This is a genomic window from Sphingomonas sp. Leaf30 (assembly GCF_001422525.1).
Classification (GTDB): Bacteria; Pseudomonadota; Alphaproteobacteria; order Sphingomonadales; family Sphingomonadaceae; genus Sphingomonas; species Sphingomonas aerolata.
This window is the reverse complement of record NZ_LMKZ01000002.1, coordinates 547733-567808: the sequence shown is the minus strand read 5'-3', so window position 1 is coordinate 567808 and position 20076 is coordinate 547733. Positions and strand designations below refer to the sequence as shown.

14 protein-coding genes are annotated in these 20076 nt (G+C 66.9%); 4 read left to right on the top strand and 10 right to left on the bottom strand.

What is annotated here, in order from left to right; genetic code table 11:
• The first annotated feature begins 5 nt into the window (after window positions 1-5).
• The 3 genes from ASE89_RS09185 to ASE89_RS09175 all read left to right on the top strand — a co-directional run bounded on the left by ASE89_RS09185 (window position 6) and on the right by ASE89_RS09175 (window position 7046).
• Window positions 6-1628 carry a DUF5597 domain-containing protein gene (locus ASE89_RS09185; protein ID WP_056676542.1) on the top strand — a complete coding sequence of 541 codons (1623 nt, stop codon included), beginning with the start codon at window positions 6-8 and terminating at the stop codon, window positions 1626-1628.
• Between the two features lie 52 nt (window positions 1629-1680).
• On the top strand, window positions 1681-4569 hold the full coding sequence (locus ASE89_RS09180; protein ID WP_056676334.1) for a glycoside hydrolase family 31 protein: 2889 nt from the start codon (window positions 1681-1683) through the stop codon (window positions 4567-4569).
• 167 nt (window positions 4570-4736) lie between these two features.
• Window positions 4737-7046, top strand: coding sequence for a glycoside hydrolase family 3 C-terminal domain-containing protein (locus ASE89_RS09175; RefSeq protein WP_056676539.1), 2310 nt, complete (start codon window positions 4737-4739; stop codon window positions 7044-7046).
• Here ASE89_RS09175 and ASE89_RS09170 read toward each other — a convergent pair.
• Window positions 7000-8208 (bottom strand): MFS transporter, encoded by a 1209-nt coding sequence (locus ASE89_RS09170; RefSeq protein ID WP_056676332.1) that lies wholly within the window; start codon window positions 8206-8208, stop codon window positions 7000-7002. The two genes, ASE89_RS09175 and ASE89_RS09170, sit on opposite strands and share 47 nt — an antisense overlap.
• Before the next feature lie 27 nt (window positions 8209-8235).
• A complete protein-coding gene (locus ASE89_RS09165; protein WP_056676329.1) occupies window positions 8236-9270 on the bottom strand; it encodes an aldo/keto reductase in 1035 nt (344 codons plus the stop codon).
• Window positions 9271-9390: 120 nt separating this feature from the next.
• On the opposite strand from ASE89_RS09165, the gene ASE89_RS09160 reads away from it, so the two are divergent.
• Window positions 9391-10281 (top strand): LysR family transcriptional regulator, encoded by an 891-nt coding sequence (locus ASE89_RS09160; RefSeq protein ID WP_156363385.1) that lies wholly within the window; start codon window positions 9391-9393, stop codon window positions 10279-10281.
• A gap of 26 nt (window positions 10282-10307) precedes the next feature.
• Here ASE89_RS09160 and ASE89_RS09155 read toward each other — a convergent pair whose 3' ends face one another.
• From ASE89_RS09155 to ASE89_RS09120, 8 genes are all read right to left on the bottom strand, one after another.
• A complete protein-coding gene (locus ASE89_RS09155) occupies window positions 10308-11840 on the bottom strand; it encodes an MFS transporter (protein WP_201781525.1) in 1533 nt (510 codons plus the stop codon).
• The gene (locus ASE89_RS09150; RefSeq protein WP_056676319.1) at window positions 11837-13276 is read right to left on the bottom strand and encodes an efflux transporter outer membrane subunit; all 1440 of its coding nucleotides are present in this window, start codon (window positions 13274-13276) and stop codon (window positions 11837-11839) included. Before ASE89_RS09150 ends, ASE89_RS09155 begins: the two co-directional genes overlap by 4 nt.
• On the bottom strand, window positions 13276-14178 hold the full coding sequence (locus ASE89_RS09145; protein ID WP_056407578.1) for an efflux RND transporter periplasmic adaptor subunit: 903 nt from the start codon (window positions 14176-14178) through the stop codon (window positions 13276-13278). The genes ASE89_RS09150 and ASE89_RS09145 overlap by 1 nt, the downstream gene beginning before the upstream one ends.
• The gene (locus ASE89_RS09140; protein ID WP_031394920.1) at window positions 14175-14381 is read right to left on the bottom strand and encodes a DUF1656 domain-containing protein; all 207 of its coding nucleotides are present in this window, start codon (window positions 14379-14381) and stop codon (window positions 14175-14177) included. Before ASE89_RS09140 ends, ASE89_RS09145 begins: the two co-directional genes overlap by 4 nt.
• Window positions 14378-16432 carry an FUSC family protein gene (locus ASE89_RS09135; RefSeq protein ID WP_056676316.1) on the bottom strand — a complete coding sequence of 685 codons (2055 nt, stop codon included), beginning with the start codon at window positions 16430-16432 and terminating at the stop codon, window positions 14378-14380. Before ASE89_RS09135 ends, ASE89_RS09140 begins: the two co-directional genes overlap by 4 nt.
• Entirely contained in the window at window positions 16429-16881 is a 453-nt protein-coding gene (locus tag ASE89_RS09130) for a MarR family winged helix-turn-helix transcriptional regulator (protein WP_056676312.1), read from the bottom strand. The genes ASE89_RS09135 and ASE89_RS09130 overlap by 4 nt, the downstream gene beginning before the upstream one ends.
• 113 nt (window positions 16882-16994) lie before the next feature.
• Window positions 16995-18785 (bottom strand): IlvD/Edd family dehydratase, encoded by a 1791-nt coding sequence (locus tag ASE89_RS09125; protein WP_056676310.1) that lies wholly within the window; start codon window positions 18783-18785, stop codon window positions 16995-16997.
• A gap of 31 nt (window positions 18786-18816) precedes the next feature.
• Window positions 18817-19962, bottom strand: a complete 1146-nt coding sequence (locus ASE89_RS09120; protein ID WP_056676306.1) for an aldose epimerase family protein — start codon at window positions 19960-19962, stop codon at window positions 18817-18819.
• Between the last annotated feature and the right edge of the window lie 114 nt (window positions 19963-20076).

Below are 20076 nucleotides of genomic sequence, written 5' to 3'. Positions count from 1 at the left end.
TGACGATGAAACGACAGGCTCTACTGCTTGCGTGGACGCTGTCCGCGCTGGTGACCGCCGCACATGCGCAACAGGCGACGCCGGTGCCACATGTCGAGACGAAGAACGGCCGACATGCGCTGATCGTCGACGGCGCGCCCTTCCTGATGCTCGGAGCGCAGGTCAATAATTCGAGCAACTATGCCTCCGCGCTGCCGAAGGTCTGGCCGATGCTCGAGCGGATCCATGCGAACACCGTCGAGGTCCCCGTTGCCTGGCAACAGATCGAACCGATCGAGGGGCAGTTCGATTTCTCGTTCGTCCAGACGCTGCTCGATGAGGCACGCACGCATGACAAGCGGGTCGTCCTGCTCTGGTTCGGAACGTGGAAAAACACCGCGCCGGGCTACACGCCCGACTGGGTCAAGCTCGACAATCGCCGCTTTCCCCGGATGAAAGACAAGACGGGGCAGGATCATTCCGTCCATACGCCGCTCGCCCGGTCGACGCTCGAGGCCGACAAGCGCGCCTTTGTACGCCTGATCGGCTATCTCAAGGAGCATGATCCGCAGAATACGGTCATCCTCGTCCAGCCCGAAAACGAGGTCGGCAGCTACCGCGTCCCGCGCGACTATAGCCCGGCGGCGAACGTGCTGTTCGCGAAGCCCGTGCCCGCGGCGCTGACGCGCAAGCTCGGCAAGCCCGCAGGAACGTGGACCGCGTTGTTCGGGGCGCAGGCCGACCGTGCCTTCAACACCTGGTACACGGCACGATATGTCGACGAGATCGCCGCGGCGGGCAAGGCCGTCAAGCCGATCCCAATGTACGTCAACGCATCGCTCGCCGGACCATCCAACGTGCCCGATCCGACCGGCGTCGCCAGTGGCGGGCCGCAGCAGGACGTGCTCGACATCTGGAAGGCGGCAGCGCCGTCGATCGATTTCGCCGCGCCAGACATCTATGACCGTGCGAGCGAGAACGTCGCGCAATATCTCGATAAATATGCGCGCTCCGACAATGCGCTGATGGTCCCCGAAATCGGCAATGCCCGCGAATTCGCGCGCTATTTCTACGGTGCGCTGGGTCGTGGCGCGATCGGCTACGCGCCGTTCGGGATGGATGATACCGGCTACGTCAACTATCCGCTCGGCGCGCGGTCTCTGGACGAGGCGACGCTCGATGCGATCGCCAAACCCTATGCCCTGTTCGCCGGCATGGCGCGCGAGTGGGCGAGGATCGCGTTCGAGCGTCCGACCCGGGGCGTTTTCAAACCCGACGACAATACGCCCCGGTCGACCGTGATGGGCGACTGGACGATCGCTGCGACCTGGGGCGAATGGCAGTTCGGTCAGAAGGACTGGACCTGGATCAAGACCGAGCCCGCGCCATGGGGCAACGAGCCCGTTGGCGGCGCGGCGATCGCGCACTTGTCCGCCAATGTCTTCTTGGTCGCCGGCGATCATGTCCGGCTCAACTTCGGCGCGCGATCGGGCGGCCCTGCAAACGGCCTCATCCTGCGCGTGGAGGAGGGGCATTTTCGGGACGGTGTCTGGGTGCGCGACCGGATCTGGAACGGCGACCAGACCGATTACGGGATCAACCTGATCGAGCCCGTGCTGCTTCGCGTCACGATGGGCGGATATCGCTGAAACATTACCGATCGACGCGCCGCTGGCGGCGTCGGCATTGCTGGAGAGTAAGATGACCAAGCCATTCCTGACCCTGTTGCTGGCGAGCAGCGCGATCGCCTCCGCGCACGCCGCTGCACCCGGCGGGTACGAGAAGATCGACGGCGGCGTTGCCGTGACCCCCGCGGGCGGCGCGACCGCGCGCGTAGAGGTCACGGTGCACGGCGACGGGATCATCCACGTCGTCGCCGCCCCGACGAGTTCGATCGGCGTGACCCGCACCACGAGCCTGATGGTGCCGAGCCCCCCAAAGGCGGGCGCGTATACGGTGACGGAGCGGGCAGGGCATGTCCTCATCAAGACGGCGCGGGATACGGCGGACGTCGACCTCGCGACCGGGCATGTTCGGTTCCTCGACGCTGCCGGCAAGACGGTCCTCGACGAGGCCAATACGCGCCGCTTCCTGCCGAAGACGGTCGACGGACGGCAATATGTCACGGCGTCCCAGCAGTTCAACCGCGGTACCAGCGAGGCCTTTTACGGGCTCGGCCAGCACCAGAATGCGCAGATGGATTATAACGGCGAGGACGTCGAACTCGCCCAGCATAATATGGACATCGCCGTCCCCTTCCTGGTTTCGACCGGCAAGTACGGCATCCTGTGGGACAATGACGGGATCACCCGGTTCGGTAATCCCGAGCCTTATGACCTGGTCGGCGCGGGAACCGACACGGGCCTGCGCGTGACGAGCAACGGCAAGCCGGGCTTCACCGCCAACTATTATCTCGACGGCAAGCTGGTGGTCACGCGCCAGGAAGCCACGATCAACTATCAGTATATCAAGGATCAGGCGAACTGGCCCGAGGCGGCCAAAGCCCGCACGGTGGCGGCAACCGGCGGCCAGAACACGGCCGGCAACGCGGCCCAGACGCAGCGGGTCGTATGGACCGGCCGCGTGACGCCCGAACAGACGGGCGATCATAAATTTCAGCTCTATGGCTCGAGCTATTTCAAGGTGTTCGTCGACGGGCGCGAGGTGCTCAACCGCTGGCGGCAGAACTGGAATCCCTGGTACGCCAATTTCGACCTGTCTATGACCAAAGGCAAGGCGGCCGAGATCCGCATCGAATGGGATCCGAACGCGGGATACATCGCGCTGCTCCACAATGATCCGCTGCCCCAGGCCGATCGCCACTCGGCCTGGTTCACCAGCGACGTCGCGCGGTCGGTCAATTATTGGTACGTGCCCGGCAGCGATATGGACGACGTGATTGCGGGCTATCGCAAGCTGACCGGCAAGGCCGTCATGATGCCCAAATGGGCCTATGGCTTCTGGCAGTCGCGCCAGCGCTACAATACGCAGGACGAGGTCGTCGACGTGGTCCGCAAGTATCGCGACCTCCGCATCCCGCTCGACAACATCGTGCAGGACTGGTTCTATTGGCCCGAAAACGCCTGGGGCAGCCATCAGTTCGACAAGACGCGCTTCCCGGAGCCGCAGAAGATGGTCGACCAGCTCCACGATTTGAACGCGAACTTCATGATCTCCGTCTGGCCGAAATTCTATCCGACCACGGACAATTACAAGGAGCTGGCGGCCAAGGGTTTCACCTATGACGGCAATCTGAAGATGGCGAACAAGGACTGGGTCGGGCCCGGCTATGCCAATACCGACTATGATCCCTATGCGCCCGAGGCGCGGACAATCTTCTGGCGGCAGATGCGCGACAGCCTCGCCAAGTTCGGGGTCGACGCCTGGTGGCTCGATGCGTCGGAGCCGGACATCCATTCGAACCTGTCGATCCCCGAGCGGATCGCGGCGATGGGGCCGACCGCGCGCGGGCCGGCGGAGGAATTCTTCAACAGCTTCCCACTGGTCCATGCCGGCGCGGTCTATGACGGCTGGCGCCAGTACAAGCCCGATGTCCGGCCGTTCATCCTGACGCGCTCGGGCTTTGGCGGACTGCAGCGCGAGGGGGCCGCGATCTGGTCAGGCGATGTCGCCAGCCGCTGGTATGACCTGCGCGCGCAGGTGTCCGCCGGCGTCAACGCGTCGATGTCCGGCATCCCGAACTGGACGCACGATATCGGCGGCTTTGCGCTCGAGGACCGCTATGCGAGCAAGACGCCCAAGCCGGCCGATCTTGACGAGTGGCGCGAGCTCAACCTGCGCTGGTTCCAGTTCGGCGCGTTCAGCCCGTTGTTCCGCAGCCATGGTGAGAGCCCGTACCGCGAGATTTACGAGATCGCGCCCGAGGGCACGCCGATGCGCGCCTCGATGCTCTGGTATGATCAGCTGCGCTATCGTCTGATGCCGTATATCTACACGCTGGCAGCGGAAACGTGGTTCAAGGACGGCAGCATCATGCGGGGCATGGTGATGGATTATCCCGACGACGTGAAGGCGCGCCGGATCAACGACCAGTATATGTTTGGCCATGCGTTTCTGGTCGCGCCCGTCACCGACTACAAGGCTCGGTCGCGGTCGGTCTATCTGCCCGGCGCCGCAACGCTCTGGTATGATTTCCAGTCCGGCCAGACGTATCGCGGCGGACAGACGATCACCGCGCCCGCGCTCTATACGCGCATGCCGCTGTTCGTGAAGGCGGGTGCGATCGTGCCGATGGGGCCTGTCCGCCAGCACGTCGATGACCTGCCCGACGCACCCGTGACGGTGACCGTCTATACCGGCGCCAATGGGCAGTTCAGCCTGTACGAAGATGACGGTCGGAGCGAGCAATATCGCGGCGGTGCGTTTGCGCGCATTCCGATGCGGTATGACGATGCAGCGGGCACGCTGTCGCTCGGTGCGCGCGAGGGCAAGGGCTTCAAGGGCATGGCGACATCCCGCACGATCAACGTGCGCTGGATCACGCCCGGCAAGCCGGTGACCGACGCCGATACCGCCGATGCGACGGTGACCTATGCGGGCAAGGCGATCACGGTGCAGCGCCCGCGTTGATGGCCGCGCGAGGAGGCACGGACGCGAAATCCCTTCGGGTCTGAACAGTCGCGGCGGGCATCTGGACGCCGCAACGAATGCCGGGCTAGATCGGGCGAAACGAGACTAGGCGGGACGGCATGCGCCGCCCGTCTAGAGACGGCATGTAGAGAGAGAGAAATGTGATGATGACGCGCGGTACCCGATCGCTCCTGAACGTCTTGCTGCGCAGCGCGGTGCTGGTCGGTGTAATTGGGGTTTCGCCCGCGCTGGCGCAGACGACGAACAACGCGCCCACGGCGGCGGCGGCGAAGACCGATGCGCCAGTCGCGCGGCCATGGATGGATGCGGGTCTCGATCCGTCCGCCCGCGCCGATCTCATCCTCAAGGAGATGACGCTCGACGAGAAGCTGCAACTGACCTTCGGCTATTTCTCGACCGATGCCGCCTGGCTCAAGACGCCGACCAAGAACTGGGAGTTTCCGAAGGACGGCTTGCCGGGATCTGCCGGCATCGTTCCGGGCATCGCGCGGCTGGGTATCCCGAGCCAGTGGCAGACCGATGCGGGCGTCGGTGTCGCCAGCCAGCGCAGCGCAACCCCGCGGCTGCGGACGTCGTTGCCATCGGGAATATTGACCGCGGCGACGTGGAACCCGGCGCTCGCCGAAGCCGGTGGCGCGATGATCGGCAACGAGGCGTTCCTGTCGGGCTTCAACGTGCAGCTGGCGGGCGGCATGAACCTGCTGCGCGAACCCCGGAACGGCCGCAATTTCGAATATGGTGGCGAGGATCCGCTGCTCGCGGGCGTCATGACGGGGCATGCGATCAAGGGAATCCAGTCCGAGCATGTCGTCTCGACGATGAAGCATTACGCGTTCAACGGGCAGGAGACCAACCGCTTCACGATCGATCACCGGATCGGCGAACAGGCGGCGCGCCAGTCGGATCTGCTGGCGTTCCAGATCGCCAACGAGATCGGCCAGCCGGGTTCGGTGATGTGCTCTTACAACCGCGTCAACGGCCACTACGCGTGCGAGAACAACTGGCTGCTGAACACGGTCCTGAAGAAGGACTGGGGGTTCAAGGGCTATGTGATGTCGGACTGGGGAGCTGCCCATTCGACGACGGAAGCCGCCAATGCCGGGCTCGACCAGCAGTCGGGCTGGGCGTTCGATCGGTCGCCCTATTTCTCCGAAGCGCTGCGCGAGGCGGTCAATAACGGCCATGTCAGCACGGCGCGTGCCGATGACATGGCCCGACGCGTGCTGTGGGGGATGTTCTCGGTGGGCGCATTCGACACGCCGGTCCGCGGCGATCGCGCGACGACGATCGACTATGCCGCGCACGCGGCGGTCACGCGCAGCGATGCCGAGGAGGGCATCGTCCTGCTGAAGAACGACGCCAATCTGCTGCCCCTGGCGAAAACGGCGAAGTCGATCCTGCTCATTGGTGCGCATGCCGATGTCGGCGTTTTGTCGGGCGGCGGATCGTCACAGGTCTATTCGCCCAACGCGCCGACCAGCGGCCTGATCGTGCCGGACGAGTTCAACAAGGGCTTTCCCGGCCCCAAGACCTATCACGCATCGTCGCCCATGACCGCGCTGCAGGCCCGCACCGGTGCCCGCGTCACCTATCTCGACGGCAAGGATCCGCGCGCGGCCGCAGCGGCGGCGCGCAAGGCCGATATCGTGATCGTCTTTGGCGAACAGTGGACCGGTGAGTCGATCGACGTCCCCGATCTGGCGTTGCCCGATGCGCAGAATGCCCTGATCGACGCGGTCGCCCGCGCCAACCGCAAGACCGTCGTGGTGCTCGAGACGGGCGGCCCGGTTGTCATGCCGTGGCTGTCGAAGGTCGGCGCGGTGATCGAGGCCTGGTATCCGGGCACGGCGGGCGGCGAGGCGATCGCGCGCATTCTGACCGGCGAGGTCAATCCGTCGGGTCGCCTTCCCGCGACCTTCCCCGCGTCGCTGTCGCAACTGCCGCGCCCGGTTCTGGAAGGCGACCCGAAGCTCGACCGCGACGCACATCCGATGGGCAATTACGACATCGAAGGCGCCGCCATCGGCTATAAGTGGTTCGACAAGACCGGCCGCAAGCCGCTGTTCCCGTTCGGCTACGGCCTGTCCTATACCCGGTTCGCACTCGGCGGTCTGAAGGCCGACGCAAAGGGCAAGGGCATCGCCGCGACGTTCGCGGTCCGCAACACCGGGTCTGTCGCAGGCAAGACCGTCGCTCAGGTCTATGTCGCGGCGCCGGGCTGGGAAGCGCCCAAACGGCTCGGCGCGTTCAAGAAGGTCGATCTGGCACCGGGGGCGAGCCAGTCGGTGGCGACGATGATCGACCCGCGCCTGCTCGCGACCTTCGATACGGCAACCGCGACGTGGAAGATCGCGGAGGGCGACTATCAGGTCATGCTGGCCGACTCCGCGGTGAGCATCGCGCAGACGGTCACCGTGCATCTGCCGGCGCAGACGCTCGACAGCCGGGGGAAATAGTCGACGGCGCGGGGGCTGTCGCGCGGCGGCGGACGCTGACCACGACCGCGACCAGTCCCAGCGCCGACGCCCCGGCACCCGCAAGCGCGACCATCGGATAGCCGAGGCCTGCCGCGATGACGCCGCCGCCAAGCGCTGCGCCGATCGCGTTGCCCAGGTTGAACGCACCGATGTTCATCGCCGAGGCGAGGTTCGGCGCGTCGGCGGCGGCGTGCATGACGCGGACCTGAAGCGGGGGGACGAGCGCGAAGCTGGCGACACCCCACAGGAAGATGAGGATCGCGGTCGGCACCTTGAACGGCATCAGCACGGCGAAGGCGACCAGGATCGCGGTCAGCAGCGCAAGCGTCACGACCAGCGTCCGGTCGACCGAGCGATCGGCGAACCGCCCGCCGAGCCAGTTGCCGACCGTCAGCCCCACGCCGTAGGTCACCAGCATCGCGGTGACATAGCCAAGCGACGCGTGCGTCACCTCGCGCAGGATCGGCGTGATATAGGTGAAGACGGTGAACATCGCGCTGGCGCCGACGACCGTCAGGCCGAGCGCACCCAGCACCGGCCCGCGCGTGAGGACGCGCAGTTCGGCCTTCGGGTCGGTGCCGGTCGGCGCGGGCAGCACGGGAAGCGTCAGCCGAAGCGCCGCCATCGTCGCGAAGCCGAGCACCGAAATGCCCCAGAACGATGCGCGCCAGCCGAGGTGATCGCCCGCCCATGTCGCGAGCGGGACGCCGACGACGTTGGCGATGGCCAGCCCCATGAACATCGCTGCGACCGCACCGGCCCGGCGTTCGGGCGGCACAAGACTGGCGGCGACGATCGCCCCGACCCCGAAGAACGCGCCGTGGTTGAACGACGTCAGGATCCGCGCGGCCATCAGCATGCCGTACCCCGTCGACATCGCGGCGAGCAGGTTGCCGATCGTGAAGATGCCCGCGAGCACGATCAGCAGCGTCCGGCGCGGCACGCGCCCGGTCGTCAGCGTCATCAGCGGCGCGCCGATGACCACGCCGAGCGCATAGGCACTGATGAGCAGGCCCGCGGTCGGGATCGAAACGCCAAGATCGCCGGCGATGACGGGGAGCAGGCCCATGGGGGCGAATTCGGTCACGCCGATGCCGAACGCGCCGACGGACAGGGCCAGAAGCCCAGGGTTCAATTTCATCGTTGTATTCCTGATGACGTGGGTGGGTCAGACCATCGCCGGGTTCAGCCGGGCGAAACCCTCCTGCTGACGATAGGGGGTGTGCGGATAGGGCGGCAGAACCGCGCTGGCGGCATCGAGCGCGGCGACCTGCTCGACCGACAAGGCCCAGCCGACCGCACCGATATTGTCGCGCAGCTGCGCCTCGGTACGTGCGCCGATGATGACCGACGCGACGGTCGGCCGACGGAGCAGCCAGTTGATCGCGATCTGCGGCACGGTCTTGCCCGTTTCGGCCGCGATCACCTCGAGTGCATCGACCACGCGGTAGAGCAACTCGGCGTCGACGGGCGGCGCGAATTGCTCCGTGTGGTGAAGCCGGCTGCCAGCGGGAACGGGTCGATCCCGGCCGATCTTGCCCGTCAGCCTGCCCCAGCCGAGCGGGCTCCAGACGAGCGCGCCGATGCCCTGGTCGGCGCCGACCGGCATGAGGTCTGCTTCGTACGCACGACCGACGAGCGAATAATAGACCTGATGCGCGACGAGCCGGGACCAGCCATGGCGGTCGGCCAGGTTCTGCGCCTTCATCACCTGCCACCCGGGATAATTGGATATCCCGGCATAACGAACCTTGCCCGCCGCGATGAGCTGGTCGAGCGTGGCCATCACCTCCTCGGTCGGGGTCGATGCGTCGAAGGCGTGAAGCTGCAACAGGTCGATATGGTCGGTGCCGAGACGTTGCAGCGACTCCTCGACCGCACGGATCAGCCGGGCGCGCGACGTGCCCCAGTCCTGTGGCCCGTCCCCCATCGGCAGGCCGGTCTTGGTCGAGATCAGCACCTGATCACGCCGCCCCTTGATCGCGCTGCCGAGCACCGTTTCGGACGCGCCGTGCGAATAGACATCGGCGGTGTCGAACAGGGTGATCCCGGCATCGATGCACAGGTCAACCAGTCGTCGGGCTTCGACGGCGTCGCTGCATCCCCATGCGCCGAACAGCGGACCCGTTCCGCCAAAGGTGCCAGTTCCGAAGCTCAATGCCGGCACCCGCAGGCCCGACGATCCCAATTGGCGATAGTCCATAATTTTGATCCCGATCGCGGTGTACCCGGCTGCGATTTAGACGCATAGATAGGGCGAAGTGTACGGGCCGATTAGGCGGTATCGCCACGAAGGACCTTTGACTTGAACGCAAAGACGGGAATGGGGGCTGATCGGGCCCGCGCGCTTGAGATCTTCGCCGTGGTCATGCGCGAGGGAAGCTTCTCGGGGGCGGGACGCGTGCTCGGACTGACGCCGTCTGCGGTGGCGCGGGCGATCGACCGGATCGAGGCTCGGCTCGGCGTCCGGCTGCTCCTGCGGTCGACCCGTGCGCTGACCCCGACGGCCGAAGGGCAGGCCTATCTCCAGACGGCGCGCCGGATCCTGGCCGACCTCGACGATGCCGAACAGCAGATCGCTGATCAGGGCGCGCCCCGGGGACGGCTGCGGATCAGTGCCGCTCTGTCGCACGGGCGGTTGTGCGTCGTTCCGCTGCTCGGCGATTTTGCCGAGGCCTATCCGCATATCTTCGTCGATATCGCGTTGACCGACACGATCGTCGACGTTGCGGCGGGGCAGGCGGACGTCGCGATCCGCTTCGGGCCGCTGGTCGACAGCCTGTTGACCGCCAGAAAACTCGGCGAGAGCTGTCGGGTAATTGTCGCGGCACCCGACTATCTGGCGCGGCGTGGTACCCCGACCCGGCCCGAGGACTTGCACCGGCACAATTGCCTGAACTTCAACTTCCGGCGGGTCGAACCCGTCTGGCCGTTCCGTGTCGATGGGGCGGACATGGCGCTCGTCGTGACCGGCAATATCGAAGCCAATAACGGCGAAACATTGGGGCAGCTGGCCGCCGCGGGCGTCGGGATCGCGCGCGTCGGTGCGTTCAGCGTCGTCGACGATATCGCCGCGGGCCGTCTCGTCCCGCTCTTCGAGGCGTATAATCCGGGCGACGTCGAACATATCCACGCGCTCTTCGTCGGCGGTAGCAACACGCCGGCGCGTGTCCGGGTGTTCGTCGACTTTCTCGCGGAACGCCTCCGGGGGTGATCGTCGCGCCGCCGTGTCGGGAGAGGCTATTGGTCCGCGGCCATTCTCGGTCGCGCAGCCGCATGCCGGTGGCCGCTGAGATCCGATCCGGCATCGGCGGCAAAGCGGCGGTTCCAGATCGTCGCGGCCGCCGACACCGCCGTCACGACCAAGAAGGCGAGGGTGAAATCGGCGAGCACCGGGCGTGTCGTGCCCGATCCGAGCATGCCGACATGCAACGCGGCCGCGCCGACGCAGATGCCGAGCGAGAGCATGAGCTGCTGGAACGTCGCGTAGAAACTGGTCGCGCTGCTCATCCGTGACGAGGGAATCTCGTCATATGCGATCGTGTTGTAGGCGGAGAACTGGAACGACATGAAGAAGCCGGAGAGCATCAGGACGCCGAAGATGACGGGGATGGGCCAGTCGGGGCGGAACAGCCCGCACACCGCATAGCCGCCGCTCGAACACAGGCCGCCGACGATCAGGCTGTTGCGGAATCCGAACCGTCGCAGCACGCGGGGGGCAAGGCTCTTCATCATCAGCGAACCGATCGCCCCGGCGATCGTGAACGCGCCGCTCGCCGCCGCGGTCATGCCGAACCCGAGCTGGAGCATCATCGGCAACAGGAACGGCTGGGCGCCTTGCGTGATCCGCGTCAGCGATCCGCCGATCACTGACAGGCGGAAGGTCGGGATCCGCATCAGCGACAGGTCCAGGATCGGATCGCTGCGGCGTCTGGCATGGCGGATATAGGCGGCGCCCGCGACCAGGCCGATCGCGATGAGCCCGACGGCCTGCGTCAGTTCGCCCGTGCGGCTGGTCATCTCGAACCCGAACAACAGGCAGCCGAGCGACACGCCCGACAGGATGAAGCCGGGGACGTCGAAGCGTGCTGGCCGATCCTCGCGCACATCACCGATATAGCGGGTGACGAGCATCACGCCGAGCATGCCGATCGGGATGTTGAGGTAGAAGATCCAGCGCCAGTCCAGATAGGTGACGATCGCGCCCCCGACCGGCGGCCCGAGGATCGGACCGATCAGCGCGGGCATGATCAGCCACGACATGGCCTGTACCATGTCTTCCTTGGCCACGCTGCGGAGCAGGACGAGACGCCCGATCGGGATCATCATCGCACCGCCCAGACCCTGCAGGAACCGTGCGCCCATCATGAACGACAGGCTGGTCGCCTGACCGCACAGGATCGAACCGCCGACGAAGATCAGGATCGCGGCCCGGAACACGGTGCGCGAGCCGAACCTGTCGGCAAGCCGCCCGCTCGCCGGAATGAAGATCGCCAGCGCGAGCAGATAGGAAGTGAGTGCCGATCCCATGCTCGTCGCGGGCACGCCGAAATCGCGCGCCATAGTCGGCAACGCCGTCGCGAGCACGGTGGAATCCATCTGCTCCATGAACAGCGCGCAGGCGATGATCAGCGCGGTGACGCGGTAGTTGCTCGGCGTGTGCGGGGGCGCTCCGGCGTCGCGCGGGACCCGGGCGATCGTGTCGGCGGCCGGGACGATGCCGTCGCGGACTTCGCTGTTGATCGCGGCGAGCCCCCGCCGGCGAAGCCTCATGCCTGCCACCCGCCGCCCAGCGCCCTGAAGACATCGACCTGACGATCGATCAACAACGCGTCGGACGCGGCGAGGTTGGCCTGGGCCGTGGTCAGGGCCGCCTGCGCGGTCAGCAGCGACAGGAAATCGGTTCGGCCAAAGCGATAGAGCGTGCCCGCCTGGCCGGCGGCGGTCGCAGCGCTCGCCTGCGCTCGCGACAGCGCGGCGTTGCGGTCGCCTTCGCGCGCATAGGCGGACAGCGCGGTCTCGGTTTCGCGCAACGCCTCCAGCGTCGTCGAGTCGAACTGCGCCAGTGCCTGATCCGCCGCAGCGCCGGCCTGCGCTATTCGTGCACGGACGACCGGGCGGTTCGGAAAGCTCCAGCTGATGAGCGGGCCGAGCCCCAGGTGAAACGCGCTAGTGGATCCCAGCGTCGAGACCGGCCCGGTGAACCCGGCGGATCCCCCCAGGCTGACCTGCGGATAGAGGTCTGCGGTGGCGATGCCGATCCGCGCGGTCGCTGCGGCCAGAGCGCGTTCGGCCTGACGGATATCGGGCCGGCGGCGGATCAGCGCGGCGCCGTCGCCGATCGGCAGCGGCCGGGTCAGCGCGGGGGGCTTCGCGCAGGTCGCGACTTCGGCGGGATAGGCGGCGGGTGCGCGACCCATCAGCGTCGCCAGCCGGTAGAGCGCGGCGGTGCGCGTCGCGACCTGTGACGGGATCAACGCCTCGCTCTGGTCGACCGCGGTCCTTGCCCGCGTGACGTCGAACGCCGTGCCGCGCCCGCCACGCTGCAGGCGCCGCGTGACGTCGAGCGTCTGGCGCTGCAGGGCCAGGACGCGGCTGTTCGCGGCGAGCACCATGTTTGCCGTGCACACCGCGGCATAGCTGCGTGCGGTTTCGGCAGCGACGGTCACACGGACGTCGTCGCGCGCCGCGGCGACCGCCTGCGCATCGCCCTGCGCGGCTTCGATCGCCCGCCGGATGCGCCCCGACAGGTCGAGCGGATAGGCGAGGGTGATGCCGAGATTGGCGTCAAGCGTTCCGGGCAGGTTGCCGCGGCTCGCATAGGGCCGGTCGATCGACGTACCGCCGCCGAGCGTGGTCGACAGCGTCCGCCCGGCGGCAACCTCCGCAACGACCGCGTCGGCGCGGCGGAGATTGGCATCGGCCGCGCGCAGATCGGTGTTCGCCGCCAGCGCCTCGGCGACGAACGCGTCGAGCCGGGGATCGCCATAGAGCTGCCACCAGCGATCGGGGAGGGGGGCATCGACGAACGCGGCCTCGTGACCGCTGTCGAACGCGCCCTGCGCGGCGGGCATCGCGGCGACGGCGTGGTCGGGGCGCGCATAGTCCGGGCCGGCGGTGGTGCAGGCGGCGAGGCCGAGCGCGAGGATACTCGCGGCGAGACCGCGGAGGGTGGGGGAACGGCTGATCGGCGAGAAACGCGTGCTCATCACGCCGGCGCTCCCGACTGAAGTTTGGGTTCCACCGTCACCGTCGCCGTCCGCCCGACGATAAGCGGGACACCCTTCGGCACCTGCACCAGCTTCACGCGCACCGGGATGCGCTGTGCGAGGCGGACCCAGTTGAACGTCGGGTTCACATTGGGCAGCAGGTTGGTCGTGTTCGTCCGTTCGCTGTCATTGATGCCTGCCGCGATGCTATCGACGCGGCCGTGCAACGCCTGCGCTTCGCCCATCAAATGCACGGTCACCGGGTCGCCGAGATGGATGCTGCCGAGCTTGGTTTCCTCGAAATACCCCTCGACGCGAAGCGAGTCCGTGTCGATCAGCGCCATCGCTTGTGCACCCGCCGCGATATAGTCGCCGGGATGGAGATCGAGATTGGTGACGATGCCGTGCACGGTCGCCCGCACCGTCGTCCGCGCGAGGTTCAGCGCCGCGGTCGACCGCGCGCTCCGGGCCTGCGCGAGCGTTGCCGAGGCGGTGGCGACGCGCGCGACATTCTGTTCGTGCGTTTCCTTGGCGACCAGATCACCCAGCGCGAGGTCGCGCTGGGCCTCGCGCCGTGCCTGCAGCAGCGTCGCGCGCGCACTCGCGATCGAGGCATCCGACTGGGCGAGCGTCAGTTCGAAACGCGGACGATCGACGACGAACAGCACGTCGCCGGGCTTGACCGTCTGGTTGTCCCGCACCGCGACGCGCGTGACGAGACCCGCGACATCGGGCGTGACGCGAACGATGTCGGCCCGGATATGCCCGTCGCGCGTCCACGGATCGCTCTCATAGCGTTTCCACAGCCACAGCGCGACAACCACCGCGAGCGCGACGATGACCAAGGTGACGGCGGAACGGCCGAGCGGGGCCAGCAGGGACTTGAGACGGGGCGAGGTCATGCGGAGGGTCCGGTGAGCAGGGCAAGCAGCCCGAGGATGAGGATGAACAGCGCCAGGTCGACCAGCGGACGATAGGTCACCGCGCGGTACACCCCGGCAAAGGCGAGCAGGCGGGTGGCGACGCCCGTGAGCACGACCGCCGCGACCGCAAGCAGGAGGAGGGTCGGCAGATAGACACCGCCGATCGAGATCTCGCCGGTCATGCAGGCATCTCCGGCGAGCCCGTATAGGCGGGGGCCGAGGGAAAGAGGTTGCGGCGCAACGAGGTGAGCGCGAGCACGCTGGTGCGGTGGCGCTCGGGCATGCTCGACGCGAAGCCGGTCAACGCGCGGTCGATCCCCGCGAGCAGATCGGGTTCGGGGGGCGCCGGCTGGTTGGGGCGTAGGGCGCGGTAATGCGTGCCGACCCCGCGCAGCACCGGCGTGATCATCGCTGCCTCGTCGACCGGACCGTCGATCCGGAGCTGGCGGAGTTCGCCGACCGCCACACCGACGCGCAGGTCGGTCAGCGCATCGAGCAGCGGCTTGCCGGGATCCTCGCCCTGCAGTGCAAGCCGCGGTGCGAGCAGTCCGATCCGGTCGAGCATCCGCGCGATCCAGCCCGCCGTATCGGGCCGGCCGGTCGAATCCGCGCGCGTCGCCAGTTCGCGCCAGCCGGCACGGAGCAACCGTCGCGCGCTGGTCTGCGCGCCGATCGTCTGGAACAGGCCGACCGTGACGACCGCGAACAACGTCCCGATCAATTGCGCGATCGCGCCGTTCATAAACTGGTCGAACCCGCCGCCGAACCGGTCGTTCAGCCCGACCGTGTTGAGTCCGCCAAGCAGTGCACCGAGCGTGACGAGCAAGGTTGCCGGCCGCGCGAGGAACATTCCCCCGATCAGCATCGGCGGGGCGAGCACCGCGGCGAGCGTCACGAAGTCGGTCACGCGCGGCAGGATCGCAAACGCATAGACGGCCGACACGACCAGGCCGAGGATCGTGCCATAGAAGAACGCCTTGATCGCCGGCGCCGGGTTGTCGCTGTTGCCGAACAAGGCGCAGCACACCCCTGCGATCAGCACCGCGCCCGCACCGTCGGTCCATGCGGTCCCGATCCAGAAGGCGCAGCCCAGCAGGATCGTCATCACCGTGCCCGCGGCTGCCCGCAGTGCGATGCCGCGATCGCGGTGGAGCGGTCTGCGGGCGGAGCGTGCGAGCAGTCGCGCGACGGCGGGGGTGACCGGCGCGCGCGACGGCGATCGCATCTGATCGCGCAGGTCGCGCACGTTGCGATGCGCGTCGACCAGTTCCCCGAGCCGCGCCACCAGGCTCAGCCGCAACGCGTCACGCCAGATCAGCGCGCTGCCGGGCGCGGGTTCGAGCGCGCGGGCCCGGGCGATCAGCTCATCGGCGTGAGCGCCGCGTTCCGATGCCGAAGAGGGATCGCGCAGCCATTCGCGAACGTCCTCGATCAGCGCGAGCGCCTCGGGACGCGGCATGTCGGCGCCCCGCTTGAGCTCGACGATCCGGTCGTCGATCGCACTCGCCAGCGGCAACAGCATCGACAGCTCCGCCTGGAGTGCGCGCAACGTCCGGACGCGCGGGAGCAACCGGGCGGTGTCGAACGGCAAGTGAATGGAAAGCTGGTGCAACTCGTTGATATCGAGCGCCAGCCGCCGCCGGTCCCGGTCGAGCGCGGCATCGTTTTCCCCCGCAAGCGAATCGCGCGACCAGCGTTCCGCATCGGCAAGGATCGCGTCGATCCGGCCGAGCAGCACGGCGGTGACGGTCTGCGGGAAGACGAGGCCGTGGATCAGACTGCCGCACAGGATACCGATCGTGATCTCCTGCACCCGCAGCGCAGCGATGGTGAAGACCGCGCCCGGCGCCGCAACCGACGGAAACCCGATGATGCTGGCGGTATAGCCCGCGAGCAGGAACACATAGGCCCGCGGCGTCCGGTCGAGCAGCGAGATGTAGAGGCACAGCCCAAGCCACAGCGCGAGGCCTAGCGACAGGAGTTCGGGCGCGTTGACGAGGTTCGGCACGAGCACGACCGCGGCAATCGCGCCGAGCACGGTGCCCGCGACCCGGAACACTGCCTTCGACAACACCGCGCCGGCCAGCGGCTGCGCGACGATATAGGACGTCGTCACCGCCCAATAGGGCCGGGTCAGACCGATCCGTAGCGCGATGTAATAAGCGAGGATCGCGGCGACGAAGCATTTGACCGAGAAGAGCGCCTCCTTCCCCCCGAACCGGGACAGCGTCATCGTCCACGATCTGCCACAAACCGCGCGCCAAGCCGTTCCGCAACGCGTAGCGCGGTGGCGAGATCGTCGTCCGGCACACCCTCGAGCATCGCATGGCGTAGCGTCGCGAACTTGGCCTCGATCGTGGTGACAAGCTTTCGTCCGTGCGGCGTCAGGCGGATCCGGCTGACCCGCGCATCGGCGGGATCGCGGTGGCGCTCGACAAGCCCGGCGGCGGTCATCTGGTCGATCGAGCGCACCAGCGATGCCTGTGTTACGTCGAGCTTACAGGCGAGATCGATCTGCCGTACATCGTCGCCCAGCCGCCCGACCTGAACGAGCGCCCAGCCGGTCGATGCCGACACCCCCATGTCGCGGAGCGCGTGGTCGGCCGCCTGCCGCCAGCTGCGCGCGAGCGGCAGGAGGGTTCGGGCATAGGAGGATTCGAGCACGGCGCGGGGGGAGGTCATTAGCGTGCTAAGTAATCATGTCAGCCCATGCTGCAATGCAAAATAGCGAGCCATGCAAGGAATTTGTTCGCGCCCGCCGGGCCGCGCGGCGTGCGCGACCCGGCGGCTCAGACCTAGTGGTTGTCGCGCGGCAGGCCCATCGTCTGGGCGATGCGCTGGTATTTCTCCGCACCTTCGAGGATGGCACCGGTTTCCATCTGGCCGACCGTGGCGCGCTGAATTTCCTGCCACGGCGTCTGCGAGCGCGGGAAGGCATAGCCGCCCGCCGCAGTCAGCGTGCGGCGCCGCTCGGCGAGTTCCTCATCGGAGATCAGGACATCGGCGCTGCCCTTGCCGAGATCGATGCGAACCCGGTCGCCGGTGCGGATCAGCGCGAGGCCGCCCATTGCCGCCGCCTCGGGGCTGGCATTGAGGATCGACGGCGAGCCAGACGTGCCCGACTGGCGACCGTCGCCGATGCAGGGAAGCGCGTGGACGCCTTCGCGGATGAGATAAGCGGGCGGACGCATGTTGACGACTTCGGCGGCACCCGGATAGCCGATCGGGCCGGCACCGCGCATGAACAGCAGCGTATCGGTGGTGATGCCGAGCGACGGATCGTCGATCCGGTGGTGGTAATCCTCGGGGCCGTCGAACACGACCGCGGGGCCTTCGAACGCTTCGGGATCGTCCGGATTGCTGAGATAGCGTTCGCGGAATTCCGGCGAGATGACGCTCGTCTTCATGATCGCGCTGTCGAACAGGTTACCGCGGAGCACGATGAAGCCGGCATCCTCCAGCAGCGGGGTCGCGAACGGGCGGATGACGCGCTCGTCCTCGATCGTCGCGGTGCGGCAATTGTCGCCGATGCTCTTGCCGTTGGCGGTCATCGCGTCTTCGTGGATCAGGCCCTGCTTCATCAGCTCGGCGACCACCGCTGGCACCCCGCCGGCATGGTAATAATCCTCGCCGAGATACTCGCCGGCGGGCTGAAGGTTGACCATCAGCGGGACCTTGTGACCGTGCGTCTGCCAGTCGTCGATCGGCAGGTCGACGCCGATGTGGCGCGCGATCGCGGCGAGGTGGATCGGCGCGTTGGTCGATCCGCCGATCGCCGAATTGACGACGATCGCGTTGTGGAACGCCTCCCTGGTCAGGATGTCGCTGGGCTTCAGATCCTCGGCGACCATGTCGACGATGCGCTTGCCGGTCTTGTACGCGACTTCCTGGCGGTCGCGGTAGGGCGCCGGAATCGCGGCCGAGCCGGGCAGCTGCATGCCGAGCGCCTCGGCGAGCGAATTCATCGTCGTCGCGGTGCCCATCGTGTTGCAATAGCCGGTCGAGGGCGCCGACGAAGCGACGAGCTTGATGAAGCCTTCATCGTCGATCGCGCCGGTCGCGAGCAGCTCGCGCGCCTTCCACACGATTGTCCCCGAGCCGGTCCGCTCGCCCTTGTGCCAGCCATTGAGCATCGGCCCGACCGACAGTGCGATCGCGGGAATGTTGACCGTAGCGGCGGCCATCAGGCAGGCGGGCGTCGTCTTGTCGCAGCCGATCGTCAGTACGACGCCGTCGAGCGGATAGCCGTAGAGCACCTCGACCAGCGCCAGATAGGCGAGGTTGCGGTCGAGCCCGGCGGTCGGTCGCTTGCCGGTTTCCTGGATCGGGTGGACCGGGAATTCGAGCGCGATGCCGCCCGCCTCGCGAATGCCTTCGCGCAGCCGTTCGGCGAGCACGAGGTGGTGGCGGTTGCAGGGGCTGAGGTCGCTGCCGGTCTGCGCGATGCCGATGATCGGCTTGCCCGAACGCAGTTCTTCCAGGCTCAACCCGAAGTTCAGATAGCGCTCCAGATAAAGCGCGGTCATGTCGATATTCTCGGGATTGTCGAACCACGCGCGGCTGCGGAGTTTGGGCAAGTCGGTCATGAGAGGCTTTCCGGGGTGAGCAGGTCGAATATCAGCGAGCGACGGAGACGCGGTAGATCATAGCGTGATGATAGGGCTTGCCCGGATCGACGCGCGCGGAGACGAAATTCGGCTTGTTCGGTGCGTCCGGAAATTTCTGCGGTTCCAGCGCGATACCGTCGCCCATCCGGTAAAGATGGCCGTGCTTGCCGATGAACGTCCCGTCAAGAAAATTGCCGGTGTAGAATTGCACGCCGGGCTCGGTCGACAGGACTTCGAGCACGCGTCCCGAGGCAGGATCCTCGAGCCGCGCGGCCAGCTCGGGCTTGGCGGTGACGCCCTTGTCGAGCGCGAAGTTGTGGTCGTAGCCGTGGCCGTAGCGGATCTGCTGGTCACGGCCGTCGCGAAGCCCTTCGCCGACGATCCGGCCGTTGCGGAAGTCGAACACGGTCCCCTGGACGGGCTGCAGCGCGCCGGTCGGAATCAGCTTGTCGTCGACGGGCGTGATCGCCTTGGCGGGGATCGTCAGTCTGTGGCCGTTCGCGCCCATCGCCGATCCCTCGCCACCAAGATCGAAGATCGCGTGATTGGTCATGTTCACGATCGTCGGCTTGTCGGTCCTGGCATCATAGGCGATGCCCAGATTGCCCGCTTCGTCGAGGGTGTAGGTGACGGTGACGTCGAGGTTGCCCGGATAGCCGGACTCGCCATCCGCGCTGCGGTGGCCGAGCACGAGCGTCGCGGTCGGGCCATCCTTTATCGACAGGACTTTCCACGCGACCTTGTCGAAACCCTTGCCGCCGCCGTGCAGCGAATTGACCTTGTCGTTGAGCGGAAGCTGATAGGCCTTGCCGTCGAGTGTGAAGCGGCCGCCGGCGATACGGTTTGCGAAGCGTCCGACCGTCACGCCGAAGAAATTGGGATGGTCGACATAAGAGGCGAGGTCGTCATAGCCGAGCACGACGTCGGCGACCTTGCCGGCCCGGTCGGGCGCCATCAGCGATTGCAGCGTCGCGCCATAGGACAGGATGCGCGCGGAGACGCCGTGCGCGTTGCTGAGCGTGATCGCCTCGATCGCCGTGCCGTCGCGCAGCGTACCCGCGGGGATGCGCCTGGCATCGGCCGCGTTCGCCGCTGGCGCTGCCAGAGCGGCTAAGAGAGTTGCCAAGATGATCCCCGTTTTTCCGATTCCGCTCATTCCGGTTCCTATCCTGATCCTCTGACGCCGTTGACGCGCCTTATGGGGGTATATAGTCGGACAATATATTTCTGAGCAAGCCATGCGGGAAAAGACTGATGTTCAGTCGCCGAC